The 13,138-nt window shown below is 41.2% G+C and carries 21 protein-coding genes; 14 read left to right on the top strand and 7 right to left on the bottom strand.

Translation table 11 applies throughout. The annotated features are described in order from the left end of the window. Positions 1 to 189 precede the first annotated feature (189 nt). From MKP07_RS33180 to MKP07_RS33170, 3 genes are read left to right on the top strand one after another with little or no spacing between them, the layout of a single operon-like run. Positions 190 to 516 (top strand): hypothetical protein, encoded by a 327-nt coding sequence (locus MKP07_RS33180; RefSeq protein WP_240852345.1) that lies wholly within the window; start codon positions 190 to 192, stop codon positions 514 to 516. Between the two features lie 11 nt (positions 517 to 527). Further along, a complete protein-coding gene (locus MKP07_RS33175; RefSeq protein ID WP_240852344.1) occupies positions 528 to 686 on the top strand; it encodes a hypothetical protein in 159 nt (52 codons plus the stop codon). Between the two features lie 15 nt (positions 687 to 701). After that, positions 702 to 878, top strand: coding sequence for a hypothetical protein (locus tag MKP07_RS33170; RefSeq protein ID WP_240852343.1), 177 nt, complete (start codon positions 702 to 704; stop codon positions 876 to 878). Positions 879 to 990: 112 nt separating this feature from the next. Here MKP07_RS33170 and MKP07_RS33165 read toward each other — a convergent pair whose 3' ends face one another. Continuing rightward, complete coding sequence (locus tag MKP07_RS33165) at positions 991 to 1,620, bottom strand: NUDIX hydrolase (RefSeq protein ID WP_317236199.1); 630 nt, start codon at positions 1,618 to 1,620, stop codon at positions 991 to 993. Positions 1,621 to 1,704: 84 nt separating this feature from the next. On the opposite strand from MKP07_RS33165, the gene MKP07_RS33160 reads away from it, so the two are divergent. Then, positions 1,705 to 2,064, top strand: coding sequence for an orotate phosphoribosyltransferase (locus MKP07_RS33160; protein WP_240852342.1), 360 nt, complete (start codon positions 1,705 to 1,707; stop codon positions 2,062 to 2,064). Continuing rightward, on the top strand, positions 2,058 to 2,336 hold the full coding sequence (locus MKP07_RS33155) for an orotate phosphoribosyltransferase (RefSeq protein ID WP_240852341.1): 279 nt from the start codon (positions 2,058 to 2,060) through the stop codon (positions 2,334 to 2,336). Before MKP07_RS33160 ends, MKP07_RS33155 begins: the two co-directional genes overlap by 7 nt. 1,103 nt (positions 2,337 to 3,439) lie before the next feature. On the opposite strand, the gene MKP07_RS33150 is transcribed toward MKP07_RS33155, so the two are convergent. The 4 genes from MKP07_RS33150 to MKP07_RS33135 form a co-directional block, all read right to left on the bottom strand. Next, on the bottom strand, positions 3,440 to 4,414 hold the full coding sequence (locus tag MKP07_RS33150; RefSeq protein WP_240852340.1) for a carboxypeptidase-like regulatory domain-containing protein: 975 nt from the start codon (positions 4,412 to 4,414) through the stop codon (positions 3,440 to 3,442). A gap of 98 nt (positions 4,415 to 4,512) precedes the next feature. After that, positions 4,513 to 5,028: a sigma-70 family RNA polymerase sigma factor gene (locus tag MKP07_RS33145; protein ID WP_240852339.1), complete on the bottom strand. Its 516-nt coding sequence runs from the start codon at positions 5,026 to 5,028 to the stop codon at positions 4,513 to 4,515. Between the two features lie 17 nt (positions 5,029 to 5,045). After that, entirely contained in the window at positions 5,046 to 5,357 is a 312-nt protein-coding gene (locus MKP07_RS33140) for an RNA polymerase sigma factor (protein WP_240852338.1), read from the bottom strand. Between the two features lie 35 nt (positions 5,358 to 5,392). Beyond that, the gene (locus MKP07_RS33135) at positions 5,393 to 5,932 is read right to left on the bottom strand and encodes a hypothetical protein (protein WP_240852337.1); all 540 of its coding nucleotides are present in this window, start codon (positions 5,930 to 5,932) and stop codon (positions 5,393 to 5,395) included. 292 nt (positions 5,933 to 6,224) lie between these two features. Between MKP07_RS33135 and MKP07_RS33130 the strand changes: the two genes are divergently transcribed. The 5 genes from MKP07_RS33130 to MKP07_RS33110 all read left to right on the top strand — a co-directional run bounded on the left by MKP07_RS33130 (position 6,225) and on the right by MKP07_RS33110 (position 9,528). Continuing rightward, a complete protein-coding gene (locus MKP07_RS33130; protein WP_240852336.1) occupies positions 6,225 to 6,794 on the top strand; it encodes a carboxypeptidase-like regulatory domain-containing protein in 570 nt (189 codons plus the stop codon). 17 nt (positions 6,795 to 6,811) lie between these two features. Next, positions 6,812 to 7,090 (top strand): von Willebrand factor type A domain-containing protein, encoded by a 279-nt coding sequence (locus tag MKP07_RS33125; protein ID WP_240852335.1) that lies wholly within the window; start codon positions 6,812 to 6,814, stop codon positions 7,088 to 7,090. Beyond that, entirely contained in the window at positions 7,087 to 8,211 is a 1,125-nt protein-coding gene (locus MKP07_RS33120) for a YfbK domain-containing protein (RefSeq protein ID WP_240852334.1), read from the top strand. Before MKP07_RS33125 ends, MKP07_RS33120 begins: the two co-directional genes overlap by 4 nt. Positions 8,212 to 8,364: 153 nt before the next feature. Beyond that, a complete protein-coding gene (locus MKP07_RS33115) occupies positions 8,365 to 9,060 on the top strand; it encodes a porin family protein (protein WP_240852333.1) in 696 nt (231 codons plus the stop codon). Between the two features lie 63 nt (positions 9,061 to 9,123). Next, on the top strand, positions 9,124 to 9,528 hold the full coding sequence (locus tag MKP07_RS33110) for a hypothetical protein (RefSeq protein ID WP_240852332.1): 405 nt from the start codon (positions 9,124 to 9,126) through the stop codon (positions 9,526 to 9,528). Here the strand turns inward: MKP07_RS33110 and MKP07_RS33105 are convergent. Then, the gene (locus tag MKP07_RS33105; protein WP_240852331.1) at positions 9,525 to 10,133 is read right to left on the bottom strand and encodes a VIT1/CCC1 transporter family protein; all 609 of its coding nucleotides are present in this window, start codon (positions 10,131 to 10,133) and stop codon (positions 9,525 to 9,527) included. The two genes, MKP07_RS33110 and MKP07_RS33105, sit on opposite strands and share 4 nt — an antisense overlap. Next, complete coding sequence (gene rocD / locus MKP07_RS33100; protein WP_240852330.1) at positions 10,120 to 11,358, bottom strand: ornithine--oxo-acid transaminase; 1,239 nt, start codon at positions 11,356 to 11,358, stop codon at positions 10,120 to 10,122. Before rocD ends, MKP07_RS33105 begins: the two co-directional genes overlap by 14 nt. 238 nt (positions 11,359 to 11,596) lie before the next feature. On the opposite strand from rocD, the gene MKP07_RS33095 reads away from it, so the two are divergent. The 4 genes from MKP07_RS33095 (at position 11,597) to MKP07_RS33085 (ending at position 13,136) form a co-directional block, all read left to right on the top strand. After that, the gene (locus MKP07_RS33095) at positions 11,597 to 11,896 is read left to right on the top strand and encodes a hypothetical protein (RefSeq protein WP_240852329.1); all 300 of its coding nucleotides are present in this window, start codon (positions 11,597 to 11,599) and stop codon (positions 11,894 to 11,896) included. After that, a complete protein-coding gene (locus MKP07_RS33090) occupies positions 11,878 to 12,294 on the top strand; it encodes an alpha/beta hydrolase (protein ID WP_240852328.1) in 417 nt (138 codons plus the stop codon). Before MKP07_RS33095 ends, MKP07_RS33090 begins: the two co-directional genes overlap by 19 nt. A 270-nt stretch (positions 12,295 to 12,564) precedes the next feature. Continuing rightward, a complete protein-coding gene (locus MKP07_RS41695; protein ID WP_317236229.1) occupies positions 12,565 to 12,678 on the top strand; it encodes an AAA family ATPase in 114 nt (37 codons plus the stop codon). After that, complete coding sequence (locus MKP07_RS33085) at positions 12,675 to 13,136, top strand: AAA family ATPase (protein ID WP_262920114.1); 462 nt, start codon at positions 12,675 to 12,677, stop codon at positions 13,134 to 13,136. The genes MKP07_RS41695 and MKP07_RS33085 overlap by 4 nt, the downstream gene beginning before the upstream one ends. Positions 13,137 to 13,138 lie beyond the last annotated feature (2 nt).

Raw genomic sequence — 13,138 nt, 5'->3', positions numbered from 1 at the left:
CAGCGGGTTGTCTTAAAACACTGATTTTTTAAGTAGCGAATTGTAAATGGTTTAAAGCGGATTGTAACTTCATTTTTTCATTATGGCGGCTATACTATTTATTTGGTGTTGAAAAGGCAATTCCTGCTCGGGAAATCTCGTTTAGCAGAATTTTGTTCAAACCCCCGTTTACCATTAAAACAAATCAAAATGAAAAAAACAAACCTTATCGCTACTGTGACCGCAGCCCTTTCTATTTCACTCTTTTCCTGTAGTAATGAATCTGTAGAAATGGCCAAAAAACTCCAAAACAGCTATGAGTATGAGGGTAAAACAATCGAACTTGTAGGAGAGTTTGATGCACCATTTTTTACGTTTAGTTCCGGGCAGTCGAAAACAATTCCTATGGCTTTCGTTGTTAAGCCAAGCGCTATGAGTTCCGAAAAGGAAAGCATTTCTGATATTGTATTGCCATTGGGAGCTGATAAAAATAGTGTGACATTGGATTTAGAACCCGATCAAAGAAATATACATTAAAGAATTTTAATGTGTATGATGGGAAAGGTGAAAAATATAACCTTGATCAGCATCAGTCATTTAAGATCAAGGGAAAGGTTCATTATGCCGAGTTTGATAAACCTGAAGCGGATAGGAGGCCAGATAATTTTGCCATGCAGATAACAGACGTCACCATTGAAAAAGACTAAAAACCAGGCATAATTATGAGTATTGAATTAGGAGGAGCTTCCGCATTTGGCTGGTTTATCATCGCTATCGCCCTTATCATGTCGGTAGGTATTATTTATACTTACAGGAAAAACCAGGCGATTAAACTGAAATACGTTTTTGCTGTAATCATCATGTTTGTGGTAGGTATTAAATGGTTGTTAGATCATTAATCCCATTTACCAGTCAAGGATATTGGATGAATAAAAACAAGCCGGAAAGTTTTTTACTATCCGGCTTGTTTGTTATAAGATGTGCTGGTTGTACCAGTAAAAGTGCGGCTGTCTACTTCTGATGCAGGTATTTCTGTACCACATCCCTGATAGAAGGGTAGGCCTGGGGTAAATATTGGTCCAGTTGACCCTCTTGCACCCATTCAATTTCATCAATATCTTCATCAGTTTGAGGAACCAGCTTTTCATCCAGGCTGCTTTTCATTAAATACCAATGAGATTCTTTCATAATATGATGGGTGCCCTGCTCATAACTATGAAAAGTGGTGGTCAGAAACCGTCCTAATTCTACGTTTTTCAAACCGGTTTCTTCCTGCACTTCACGCACGGCACATTCCTCTATGGTTTCGCCCTTATCTAAATGTCCCTTGGGCAAATCCCAGGCGCCCCGGCGAAAGATCATTAACAGTTCACCGCTTTCGTTGATCACCAATCCGCCGCCGGCTACATGCACTTCAAATTTTTTAAAAAACTGCTTTTTCAGCTCTTCCAGGTCCGGGTGCAGAAAAATACCCCGCCTGATCTCCGGCAGGTTGATTTCTTTTAGCATGGCTTTTATGGTATGGTTATCCAGCTCGTCTATAAAAATAGTGTCGGGCTGATGATGCAATTTTTCAAGATGTTCGTCCAGGATATCGCATAAATGGACAGGTTTATTGTGAATGTAAACGGTAATCTGCATAACTATGTGGATTATAATAAGTGGCGTTTCGAGGCCGGGTATCGGGAAATTTTTATTTTCGCAACCTAAAAATAGGTAGTAGGTATGAACGATGCAAAAGTTGTGGCCGAAAAATTATTGCAGGCCAACGCGGTAAAATTAAGTCCGGAGAATCCCTTCACTTGGGCCAGCGGCTGGAAAAGTCCCATTTACTGCGATAACCGCAGTATCCTGTCTTACCCCTTTATCCGCGATTTTATCAAGAGTGAAATGTGTAATGTGTTGTTCGAAGAGTTTGGCGAAGCTGACGCTTTGGCGGGTGTTGCTACCGCCGGGATCGCCTGGGGAGCCCTGGCTGCGGATCAGTTAAAGCTTCCCTTTTATATGTACGTCCAAAACCCAAAGACCATGGTTTGGGAAACCAGATCGAGGGCAGGTATGAGGCCGGGCAAAAAATTGTGGTGATCGAAGACCTGGTAAGTACCGGAAAAAGCAGCCTGCAGGCGGTAGATGCTTTGCTGGCGGCCGGACTGGAAATTGTGGGAATGGTATCTATTTTTACCTATGATTTTTCTGTAGCCAAAGAAGCTTTTGAAGCCAGGGGATTAAAATACCACCCGCTTACCAGCTACCCGATGCTCCTGGAATTAGCCCAGGAAAAAGGAATTATTCAACCGGAACAAGCCGGGCAATTATTGCAATGGAGAGAAGATCCTGCCAATTGGACAGGTGTCTAATAGCACACCAGCTTTCCTTTTGAATGCTTGAATTGACGCATTCACCTCTCTTTTATAAAAATTTATTCATCCCTGCAGGTAGTATATAAACTATAGCAGGGATTTTTTGTAGCCACTAGTTAGATAGATTTTTGTCAGTTTAAGAAAATGAATTTTTCATAACTGTATCACTTAAATACAAGCAGGAGCTGGCATTGTTGTTTATATTCTACACGGTTTAAAAATAACAGAAACACTTAAGTTCTACTAAATAAATTAGTAATTTGAATTTTGCAATTAAAAAACATGTCAACTAAATAAATTAGTATTATATATTTTATAAAACAATTTATTTTCAATTTTTTATATAGATTATATCTAATAAAATTAAATAAAAAATTGGCCTTTTTCTACTGTATTTCTGGAGTATTTTGATTGTTGGCAGTTAATAATCAATTTTATACCTATTGATTTGATAATTAATAAATTACAAAATTCTATTTGTAGTGGGACAAGCGATAAAAAGAAATGACCACAAAATCATATCTGTTGTGGCTACCTTAACCAACGGTTGAGCATGTTTTGTGTGAATTTACGAATTTTTAAGAAGGGCTTTAAAATTCAGAACGAGGGTTATCTCTAATTTAATTGTAGGTATAATGAGCCGCTTCATTTTTATACTCTGGATCTGGAGCTCCACCGTAGGATCTCCCACCCTTCTATAGTGGACCGTTTAAAGTGTTGAGAATAGTACTTGTTCTTCTATAGTTGTCCCTAATGTAAATAATAAGATAGATGTCTTTATGGCAGCTATAAAATTGGGTTCAGTGTTCCAAGCTATTGTTGAGGTAGTAATTGTTAGGAAGAATAATTCATGACTTGTAGCGCCATCATACCATTCATTTTGGCGGTTCGAATATCCTCGGATGGTGGGAGGTTACTGGTTAATTTAAAAATGTGGTAGAATCTCTATGCGGCATTTTAATTAACAATAATCACGTGGCCGGGTTAGAGGTATAAGGTATTGGGTGCTGAACACCCATCCTGGTAACCATATCCGGGGATGTTGTCTGCTGGCATCCTTAACCCCGCTATCCAGGATCCGTATTAATTCACCTCTATTTTTACCAGGGCATTTTTATCGAGCTTGAAGTTTTTCCATTTAGCTTTTTTAATAAACTCGATCGCTTTTTTGCCATAATGGCATCCGGGCTCTCTACTACTTCAAAGTCTACCGGGTCGCCGTTATCGTCTACGGTAAATTTGATCTGGAGGGTTTTGGTCTTTTTGCCTTTGTCTACTCCCAGGCTGGTGCCCAGTTCTTCATAAAAATGGCTCCAGCCTTCTTCCGGGTAAATGACCTCATTGGCACTCACAGCCAATGCTTGCGCTTTACGGGCATCTTCCAAAAATGCAGCCTTTTTCATCCGGTGTTTAACGTTATCGCCGGCGACTACTATTTCATCAAGATTGACAGGTGTTTTATTTAATACTATTTTATTGGTTTTGCCAGGGCTGAGCAATGCTGTCGCATTCTGGTAGCCAAACCTGTTTACCGACACACCAAAGCTGCTGTCGTAAACGGGTAATACAAAGCTGCCATCATTATTGGCAGTAGTTTTATTACGACCAGGTACTGAAATAGATGCGTTGGCCAGTGGCGCCCCATCTTTATCAACAACGAGCCCCTCGATATAAGCAACGGGTTGGAGGCTCGTAGCGTTACCGAACCCTGAAGTTTTTATATTAGGTGTTGGAGCGGCTGGCGGTGCAGGTGCAGCGATCATGGATGACACATAATTGTCGCTCACCTCTTTTCTTTTCAACGCCTTGAGTTCGAAATTAGATTCGTTTTTATGAGGAGCAGTGGCCTCATCTTCCATTACTTTTTGAGCTATAGGTGCTTGCAATGCTTGAGTCGGAGCCGGAGCCGAAACCTTGGCCGATATCGCCTGTTCTTTCTTTAATCCAGGTTTTACGCCGTCAGTTTCCTTGTTTTCAGCAGCGATAACCTGATCCGTTTCGGCCTTTTCTTTAACGACAGACGCGGTATGATCAGCAGAAGCTGGCCGGATCGAATCACCCAGGGTGGCGGGCACCTGCTCGTTTTTAGCCAGGGGTTGAATGGCTCCGGGTTTAATATTTTCTATAACCCACCATGTTGCGCCGGCTATAATGCCAAGGCTGCAGGCTGCGGCTACCCAACGCCACCAGGATTTTTCGGGGAAGGGGTTAAGGGAACAACCAAGGGTTTTTCCTGTAATGATAAACCCAAAATAGAAGCTTTTATAGCATTTAAATGGGTATCAGTAACTACCGGGTCTGCATTTCTGAAGCCGTCAATAGCATCAGCAAGCAGCGGATCTTTTAATGCAGCTTTTTCCATATCGTGCATTTCCTGCGCGCTCATGCTGCCACTGAGATATCTTTTGATATCTTCAGGCCCATAAAACGGATATGTAGTATTAGTTTGCTGCATTTTTTCCATACAAATTTTAAGATTGCGGCGGCCGTTCTGTATCAGGCTCCGCACTTTATTCCAGTCCATGCTGGTAGTTTCGGCTATTTCATTATAGCATTTACTCTCATAATAAAATAACTTAATGCTTTGTTGCTGTTCATCCGGAAGCTTTTCAATACATTTTTCAAGCCGTTTAAACGCTTCCTCTTTTTCAATTACACTATCCAGATGCGAGAAATCATCCGATTGCACAGGGTGCTGTTCTAAACTTACCGTAATATTTTTTTGGCGCTGCGCAACTGCATCAGGCAATGATTTTTGGTAAGCACATATACCCAGCTTTTAAAGTTCTGAATTTCATGCCGGGGCACTTTTATCAATAATTCCTGGTAGATATTCATCACAGCATCTTTGGCTTCCTCCGCATCTTCCAGGTATTTTAAGCACACACCATACAATAATTCGCTGTAGCGCAGGTATAGCTCCGCCAATGCCTGCTGATCACCTGTTTGCTTAAATTGTGCTAACAGTTGTTCGTCGGTGGCTTCTTTTAAAGATGATATTTTTACAACCAGCGCCAAATAGAGTGTTTAACCTGTAAATTTATACTAATATACTATGATTTTATTATTGTATAATTTCTCTGCACTTTTTCATACATCCATTTCGAAAAACTGCTACTTGCTATAAATTTTTGCAATTCATTTTCTCTGGCTCTTTGCAAAAAATAGAACCGATTGGCTTCTTTATCGTATTCGCTCATAGAAAAAACACGGATAAAACCTTTAATCCCCGCTTTAAATTCTTCAATATTTACCTGGTAGGGATACGAATGTTTAAAGATATGATCAGGACTTTCGTACATTAATGTCACTTTACCATCAATAACCGGCAATTCCCCGGTACTGCCGTTCACGATTTCATATTTGCCATTTATCTTTTTTAAAAACAGAAACAATTGTTGCCCTTTTGCTGCTTTCGCATAACGAACGTCGCACTCCCACTCGCTGAATTGCTGTACCGTTATCAACCCGACACTTTTTCCTTTTATTGTTTCTGCTATTTTAAATTGATAAGTACCGTTTTCAACCGAGATTATCTTCCCGGTAACAATCAGATCGGCAATGCTCGCCACATATTCGACCGGACGTATCATCTTTTTTGCCGAGCCGGCAGCCGACAGAGATAAGAAAATGGATATCAGAAATACATATTTCAACATAACAACTATTAAATATTAAAAGTGCTGGTTGTGTGTTTATATAAGTAAGATGCCTTTCTTCAGAAAAATACACACGCCATTTAAATTTTTTATTTTTTATGCATTTTACGATTTACCGTCATCTTTAACGCAACAGTACTCCTGCAACCAATAGTAAGATGTATTGACAAGGCCAGTCGATCATCTTTCCTGGGTTGTTATTAATCACCCCTTAAAAATTAAAATAATGAAATGGATAAAATGGATGGTTTTACCCTTATTAATAATAGTGTTAGTAGCTTTTACCCAAAAGCCTGTTACGATAACCGGAGTAGTTACCGACATTGCCGGTATACCTATTGCCCATGCTGCCGTGCAGGAAAAGGGCACTTCTAATTCAACCAGCGCCGATGACCAGGGGAATTTTACTATTGAAGTTAAAAGCAGGGATGCGTTATTAATTATTACATCTGTTGGTTTTAATCAGAAGGTTGTGGCAGTAAAAAATGCAACAAAGCTGAAAGTGGTGCTGGAAGCTATTAGCCAAACTTTAAATGAAGTGGTAGTGGTAGGCTATGGCCGGCAGGAGAAAAAAGCATTGGTGGGTAGTGTCGCCGGCATCGTTCGCCAATCATCACCCCAAAACATCTTAATTCGAGGAATTGCCACAACATCGGCTAATAATTATGACGTTGCATCCAGCCCATCTTTTAAATATAAAGTGTCTGCTCAATCGGAACTAAAAAAGTTGACCGGCATCGTATTGAATCAGAGGCGCGGGAAGGATATGATCACATTACCGAAAACCCCTTCCTGAAATCGACAGATAATCCTTTGTCTACCTTTTCAATTGATGTGGATGGAGCTTCTTACAGCAATATACGCAGGTTTATTAATAGCGGACAATTACCCCCTGATGGTTCGGTTCGTATTGAAGAAATGATCAATTATTTCAGCTATAGATATCCGCAACCTGCCGGAGACGCGCCTTTCAGCATTAATACAGAATATGCGGTTTGCCCCTGGAATGAAAAACACCAATTGGTATCCATAGGTTTGCAAGGCAAAAAAATAGCTACTGAAAATTTGCCGGCCGCCAATATTGTTTTTTGATCGACGTAAGTGGCAGCATGTCTTCACCCGATAAATTACCACTGGTACAGTCTTCCATGAAATTGCTGGCCGATCAGCTAAGGCCACAGGATAGAATGGCCCTGGTGGTATATGCCGGTAATGCTGGAGTGGTGTTGCCCTCCACCGAAGGAAATGAAACTATAAAAATAAAAGATGCGATAGATCGTTTACAGGCAGGTGGTTCAACAGCCGGTGGAGCCGGCATACAGCTGGCATATAAAATGGCCCAGGAAGGCTTTATTAAAAACGGGAATAACCGGATCGTGCTTTGTACAGATGGAGATTTCAATGTAGGGCAAAGCAGCGATGATGAGCTGGAAAGAATGATTGAAGAAAAACGAAAAAGCGGCATATTCCTTACAGTTTTGGGGTATGGCACGGGTAATTACCAGGATGCCAAAATGCAGAAGCTGGCGAATAAAGGAAATGGTAATCATGCCTATATTGATAATTTAAGTGAAGCCCGTAAAGTATTGATCAGCCAGTTTGGAGGCACGATGTTTACCATTGCTAAAGATGTAAAGTTGCAGGTAGAGTTTAATCCTGCCAAGGTACAGGGATACCGCCTGATCGGTTACGAAAATCGTATGCTGGCCAAAGAAGATTTTAATGATGATACCAAAGATGCCGGGGAGTTGGGTAGCGGTCATACGGTTACAGCTTTGTATGAGATTATCCCGGCAGGCATTGAAGCCGCCGAATTAAAAAAGGTAGATGGACTGAAGTATCAGAAAACCCAGGGTTCTGTATCCGGTTTTAACAATAGTAATGAAGTGATGACGGTTAAATTCAGGTATAAAAAACCAGATGGCGATAAAAGCCTGCTTTTGGAGAAGATCCTTGCCGGTACGCCTGTATCTGTAAGCAACTCCGGTGAAAATATACAGTTGGCTGCCGGTATAGCACAATTTGGTATGCTATTAAGAAATTCTGAGTACAAAGGGACGGGTGGTTATCAACTGGCAATAGATCTGGTTAATGGCGTAAAAAACAATGATAAAGAAGGATATCGTAAAGAATTGATACAGTTGATGAAATCTGCATCTGGTTTCCGCGAAAAAGAAAAACAGCAACCAGCAATATCCTACCAGCAAAAATAAGTATCGAAGAAATATGCTGTTGCAATAGTTTGGCAGACAATTGTTTTTGCGTTTTATAGTAAAAGTCTCTTTGTAAAAGGCTTTTTGGCACAGTATTTTAAGGGGTAGGGCAGAAAAACAATCTGATCCTAAGTAAACTTAAAATGAAAGATTATGAAACGTAAAATGATTATGGGAGCTGTAGCATTATTGGCTACCGCCGGCGTTGTAAACGCACAAGGCTTTGCTGAAGCAAAATTTGGTGTTAAGGGCGGATGGAACTCTGCTAATATAACTAATACAGGCAGCGGTGAAACTGACGACTCTAAACGACTGAATACATTTAATGCGGGTGTAGTAGGGGCTATTCCTTTAGGTTCTACCTTTGAAATAAGAACCGGGCTTGACCTGCAATCGAAAGGTACAGAAGTGAACTGGGACAATGCAGCCGGCAAGGGCTTTGCCAAGACAAATCCGCTCTACCTGGAGTTGCCGGTAAACCTTGCCATTATGCTGCCGTTTAATGAAAAAGTTAAAGCTTATATTGGTGCAGGTCCTTACGGCGCAGTAGGAATAGCCGGCAAAAACAAATGGGAAAATACCGTAGCTGGTGTAACAACATCTTCAGAAGATAAAATTAAATGGGGTGATGATGATTTGAATACGGAAGGAAATCGTGGGTCGGGCCAGTTTAAAAGGTTTGACTTTGGCGCTAATATTATAGGGGGTGTGGATTTCGGTAAATTCGGTGTGCACGCTCAATATGGTTTGGGATTAACCAATACAACTCCTGGTGAAGGAACGAATGATAACGCCAATAAAAGTAACCAACACCGGGCACTGGGTGTGAGCGGCGTATTTTATTTCTAAATATATTATCAGATTTTTACAAAATGAGCGCTTCTTTACGGGCGCTCATTTACTTTTGCAGCCATGAATCGTTCCTTAATTTTTACACTGTTAGGTATTATAGTATTAGTGACTGCATGTTTTATGCCCTGGATGAGAATTGAAGATCCGGCTTTGACGATAACGGGTGTGGATACTACAGGAACACGTTATGGCAAACCTGCCCTGGCTCACTTTGTATTAGCGTTCTTTATATTGATCTGCGCTTTCGTTCCAAAAATCTGGGCCAAAAGATTAGGACTTTTATTTGCAGCCTTAAACCTGGCCTGGGGTATCCGGAATTTTGGAGTAGTGCCGCATTGCGAAGCCGGTGTATGCCCCGAAAAACTGGCGGGTATTTACCTGCTCTTAATAGCAAGCATCACTTTGATGATTACAGCACTTTTTCCTAAAGAACCACCCGTTAAAATAGCAGAACCCGAAGCTTAGAATAAACCACCGGCATACCAGGCTCCTATAGCCGCTGCCATACCCGACAAAGAGATCAATAACATACCATTGACCGGCTTTTGGTTGGATAGTTTGTATTTATAGAATCCCAATATTGCCAGTAACAGAAAAGGTATCAAGAGTGCCGCATAATTGGGTAACTCCACCAGGTAATTATTGATCAGTATGATGATACCGCCAGTTAAAAATCCCCAGAATACAGACAGGGCGTATTGTTTAGGCATCAGGCTGCTGGTGGCATTACCGCCTTCCTGCCACTCTTTTTCCCACACTTTGTTTTCCTGTAAGGTGTCATCCACCATTGCCTTTTTTAAGTGGTCATCAATATCCAGGGATTGATAAATCTTCAGGATCTTGCTTTCGCCCCCGCTATTGTCCATTTCTTCTTTGCGGGTATAATAAGCGCCTACTGCCAGCAGGCCGGCAATAAATACAACGGCAATGCCGGTATAAATATATATAAGGCCCGCATCTACACCTCTCGCCAGCAAAAAACAAAAAATGGCCAGGATAACGATCAGGCCTTCAATAGCTCCCACAATAAATGCAGGCAGCGCATTATAAAAATGTTTAGGACCGCTCAAAGGATTGTAAAGTTTGTTGAATGATAACAATGCACTCTTTTAATTGTTCTTCGGTGATTACCAGCGGAGGGGCGAATCTTATTTTATCTCCATGCGTGGGTTTCGCCAGCAAACCTTTTTCTTTCAATGCCAGGCAAATTTCCCAGGCCATATTTTCATCGCTGCTGTTGATTTCTATTGCATTCAACAGTCCTTTTCCGCGTACGGTTTGTATTAAAGGAGAACCTGTCTTTTTTAATGCCTCCCTGAAATAAGCCCCCAGCTTTTCTGATCGCTCGGCCATATTTTCGTCCAGCAGTACCTGCAAGGCCGCAATAGCTGTTACGCTGGCGAGTGGATTGCCCCCATAAGTAGAACCATGTTCTCCCGGTTTGATCGTTAACATGATTTCATCATCGGCCAGCACGGCACTAACAGGCAGCATACCTCCGCTGAGCGCCTTGCCCAATAACACGATATCGGGTCTTACATTTTCATGGTCGCAGGCCAGCATTTTACCGGTCCGGCACAAACCTGTTTGTATTTCATCTGCTATAAATAAAATATTATGTGCTTCGCATAATGTTTTACACTGGCTAAGATACCCGTCTTTGGGAACAAAAACCCCTGCTTCTCCCTGTATCGGTTCTACCAGGAAACCTGCAATATTTTCTTCAGACTTCAGTACATTATTAAGCGCCGCTATATCATTATAAGGGATGCTGATAAAACCTTTGGGAAAGGGGCCGAAGTTGTTTTTTGCGGAAGGATCGCTGCTAAAAGATATCACAGTAGTAGTACGGCCATGGAAATTATTATTGCAAACAATAATTTTCGCCTCGTTTTCGGGGATCCCTTTTACTTCGTAAGCCCATTTGCGACAAAGCTTAATAGCTGTTTCTACCGCTTCTACACCCGTGTTCATCGGCAATACCTTGTCATAACCTAATAGTTGCGTGATGTATTTTTCGAATTCCCCCAACTTATCATTATAAAATGCACGACTGGTTAAGGTAAGGGTTTGGGCCTGCTCCATAAAAGCTTGCACGATCTTAGGATGGCAATGCCCCTGGTTAACGGCCGAGTAGCCGCTCAGAAAATCGAAGTATTGGCGGCCTTCTACATCCCATACATAAACGCCTTGTCCTTTGGACAAGACAACGGGTAAGGGGTGATAATTGTGGGCGCCATATTGCTCTTCCAGTTCAATAAAATAGGAGGATGCTTGCTTTGTAGCGAAAGACATATCGGTTTCTTTTTAAAAATGAGTAAACAGGTTGCGGGTAAAAAAGATCAACCGTCAGTGGTTCAGCAGATCAAGATGCTGTTGTAAAAAGAAGATATGTTGTACAAATTTTTAATAAAAATTGCTTTGTACAAAGTAACGCGAAATTGGCAGAAGTAGCAAATACCATTTAGAGCGTTAAAAAAGCCTAAGTTTGGGGCGTATTTTGAAGAATTTTCAAATGAAAACCCATCCTTATATGAAACAATTATTTGCATTTCTGATAGCCATAACAATTTTTTCCTGCGGGAAAGATGATGACTTTAAGCCAGATGAACCGAACATTACGGTAGAGGCGCAAGCACTAACAAATGTTGCTTATGGCAGTGATAATTTACAGAAGATGGATTTTTATCTCCCAGCTAACCGTTCCACAGCCTCAACAAAAGTTATGATTTTATTACATGGAGGCGCCTGGGCAGAAGGCGATAAAGCAGATTTGAATAGCATTATCGATTCGCTACGCAGACGCATGCCTGATTGGGCTTTTTTAATTTAAATTACAGGTTAGCAGGTTTTTCAAGTAATAAGTTTCCAACACAGGAAGAAGATGTAAAGTCTGCTGTCAAATATATTTACGATCGACGCCAGAGCTTTAATATATCAGACAAATGGGTAATAGGCGGAGCCAGTGCCGGAGCTCACTTAGCAATGTTGCAGGCATATAAAAATAATCAAACCATTACTCCCAAAGCAGTGGTGGATTTTTTTGGTCCTGTTGACATGGTATCGTTGTATAATTTTTATGCAAGCACTGATCCCGGTACAGGGCTTCTGGTAAGCGTTTTGATGGGTGGGTCTCCAACTTCAAATGCTTCTATGTATCAAGCCAGTAGTCCCATTAATTTTGTTTCGGCTCAATCACCACCTACTATTATTTTGCAGGGGGCTAGATGATGTGGTTCCTGAAGAGCAGTCTTATGCGCTGGAAGCAAAATTGAAAAGTGTTAATGTGAAGAATCAGCTGGTATATTATGCTAATCAAACGCATGGATGGTCTGATCCAGCTATCTGGAATGATTGTCTTAACAAAATTCAAAACTTTCTTACTGTAAATGTGCCATAAATTCGTGGCATGATTCCTTTAGCTGAACGAATAAGACCCCGCAGCCTGGATGATGTTGTTGGTCAGCAACATTTAATAGGGAAGGGAAGTGTATTGCGTAAATCGGTAGAAAACAAATCCCTGGGCTCTGTTATTTTCTGGGGGCACCCGGAACGGGTAAAACTACCCTGGCCAATATTATTGCGCAGGAGCTTTCCATGTCTTTTTTGCATTGAGTGCGGTAAATGCCGGTGTAAAAGAAGTACGTGAGGTAATAGAAAAAGCAAAGCACGAATACCAGAGTATTTTATTTATAGATGAGATCCATCGCTTTAATAAAAGCCAGCAGGATGCCTTACTGCATGCTGTGGAGAAAGGTATTATCACGCTGATTGGTGCAACTACGGAAAACCCGTCTTTTGAGGTTAACAGCGCTTTGCTCAGCCGTAGCCAGGTATACGTGTTGAAGTCGCTCGAAGAGAAAGACCTGATAGCCTTACTTAATAAGGCTATAAAAGAAGATGAGGTACTCAAAAAGAAAAAGATCAGCTTAAAGGAAACAGCTGCTTTAATAAATATCAGCGGCGGCGATGCGCGCAAGCTGCTGAACTTACTCGAACTGGTTTGCAATACTTCGAGAGATAAAATAGAAGTAACGGATGCGCTGGTGATGGATATAGCCCAGAAAAAGTAGCT

The sequence above is a fragment of the Paraniabella hibiscisoli genome, assembly GCF_022512515.1.
GTDB lineage: Bacteria > Bacteroidota > Bacteroidia > Chitinophagales > Chitinophagaceae > Niabella > Niabella hibiscisoli.
Note: the sequence above shows the minus strand (reverse complement) of the source record. Positions and strands in the feature narration are given on the sequence as shown.

Bases quoted from the DNA above. Each gene is read 5' to 3' on its own strand.
- MKP07_RS33180 (WP_240852345.1), top strand. From the start codon at position 190: ATGAAAAAAACAAACCTTATCGCTACTGTGACCGCAGCCCTTTCTATT.
- MKP07_RS33170 (WP_240852343.1), top strand. From the start codon at position 702: ATGAGTATTGAATTAGGAGGAGCTTCCGCATTTGGCTGGTTTATCATC.
- MKP07_RS33165 (WP_317236199.1), bottom strand. From the start codon at position 1,620: ATGCAGATTACCGTTTACATTCACAATAAACCTGTCCATTTATGCGAT.
- MKP07_RS33160 (WP_240852342.1), top strand. From the start codon at position 1,705: ATGAACGATGCAAAAGTTGTGGCCGAAAAATTATTGCAGGCCAACGCG.
- MKP07_RS33135 (WP_240852337.1), bottom strand. From the start codon at position 5,932: ATGATACGTCCGGTCGAATATGTGGCGAGCATTGCCGATCTGATTGTT.
- MKP07_RS33130 (WP_240852336.1), top strand. From the start codon at position 6,225: ATGAAATGGATAAAATGGATGGTTTTACCCTTATTAATAATAGTGTTA.
- MKP07_RS33115 (WP_240852333.1), top strand. From the start codon at position 8,365: ATGAAACGTAAAATGATTATGGGAGCTGTAGCATTATTGGCTACCGCC.
- MKP07_RS33110 (WP_240852332.1), top strand. From the start codon at position 9,124: ATGAATCGTTCCTTAATTTTTACACTGTTAGGTATTATAGTATTAGTG.
- rocD (WP_240852330.1), bottom strand. From the start codon at position 11,358: ATGTCTTTCGCTACAAAGCAAGCATCCTCCTATTTTATTGAACTGGAA.
- MKP07_RS33095 (WP_240852329.1), top strand. From the start codon at position 11,597: ATGAAACAATTATTTGCATTTCTGATAGCCATAACAATTTTTTCCTGC.